Origin of the sequence: Xenorhabdus indica (assembly GCF_014467235.1) — a bacterium.
Lineage (GTDB): Bacteria > Pseudomonadota > Gammaproteobacteria > Enterobacterales > Enterobacteriaceae > Xenorhabdus > Xenorhabdus indica.
Window position 1 is genome coordinate 1 of sequence record NZ_NKHP01000084.1, and the last position, 1168, is coordinate 1168.

The following is a 1168-nucleotide window of genomic DNA, read 5'->3' on the forward strand; positions in this document are numbered from 1 at the left end:
GCAATGGTATTTGCCACCTGTGACATGCGATAACGCTTTTCTGATTCGGCCTGTTGCTGTAGCTCCTCCGGTGTCGGCGGGGGTAACTCAATCAAGGTAGGCAGGCCATCCGCACCGGCCACTATCCGCTTACCGTCTGATTGGCCTTCAAACATTTTTTTGTACAATTCATCGGTGATCGGTTTCACGTCGTCTGGATAAGCACCCTGTTCATCATACGGCCGATAAACAAAACCATTTTCAGAGGCACTATAAAACCAGTCATTATCGAATTTTCGTTTTGTTTTATTGTGTTGAATATTTTTCATTGTTACCTCCCAATTGCCAGCCATGCCACCGGAAAACCATTAACTATGCCATTTTCCCGTTTTGTTGCGGCATAAAACTCGGAATTATTCACCGGATAGCCAAACGCGTTATCTATACTTCTCCCCTGTGAAGTTGAATTAGTGACTAAGACAACAAAGCAAGCTTCGGAAAACATGTGGGGAAAACTGAAGTTCCTGTTACTTTCCGATTCAGACCCCCACTGTATAATCAGTCCTGTCGACTCATCTTTAAACCAGCCTTTACCACTAACGACTCCAGAATTCTTTCGGGCAAACGTGGCGTTCAACCAGTGGCTAAGCCACCCACCCCATGTGTTACCATGAAGATCTCCCCAGGGAGTCAGTATCGCATTCTGTGATGCAGTCCCGGCAATCAATCCTTCATCCGCACTTATTTTTCCCTTTACTGAAGCATTCTTCAGAATGGAAAGATTGCCCTGAGATGCAATATCACCCTGACTCGAAATACTCCCTTGAGCCGCAATATCGCCATTGCGGGTATTGAAATAAATGGAGGTGACATCATTGGGACTATTGTGTGTCGATTTAAAGCCCACGCCGTGCCATGAACGAATTTCTATGTTGTTGCCCTCAAAACTCGCCGCATCACGGTTGCCATCATAAACGCCACCACTCCCTATCGTCAGTGCGGGGGTCATTAATTGCCCAACGGTGACCGCGCCACTGACTGTCCCACCTGTACGTTTATCCAGGGCGTTAGCCGCCAGTTCGACGGTTTTCTCTAAACCGAGGTTGCTCACAAATGCCTTCTTATCCGGGATATCCGCCCCGTTCTGCGCTTTGTCGAGGCGGCGGTTGGCGTTGTCGTTGGCATTAAC

2 protein-coding genes are annotated in these 1168 nt (G+C 47.9%); both read right to left on the minus strand.

The features are described from left to right. The coding region (locus tag Xind_RS19555; RefSeq protein WP_187650944.1) for a tail fiber assembly protein at positions 1 to 308 on the minus strand (308 nt) is incomplete at its 3' end. Between the two features lie 2 nt (positions 309 to 310). Beyond that, positions 311 to 1168 (minus strand): tail fiber protein (locus tag Xind_RS19560; RefSeq protein WP_246432640.1); only part of this gene is annotated, 858 nt, incomplete at its 5' end.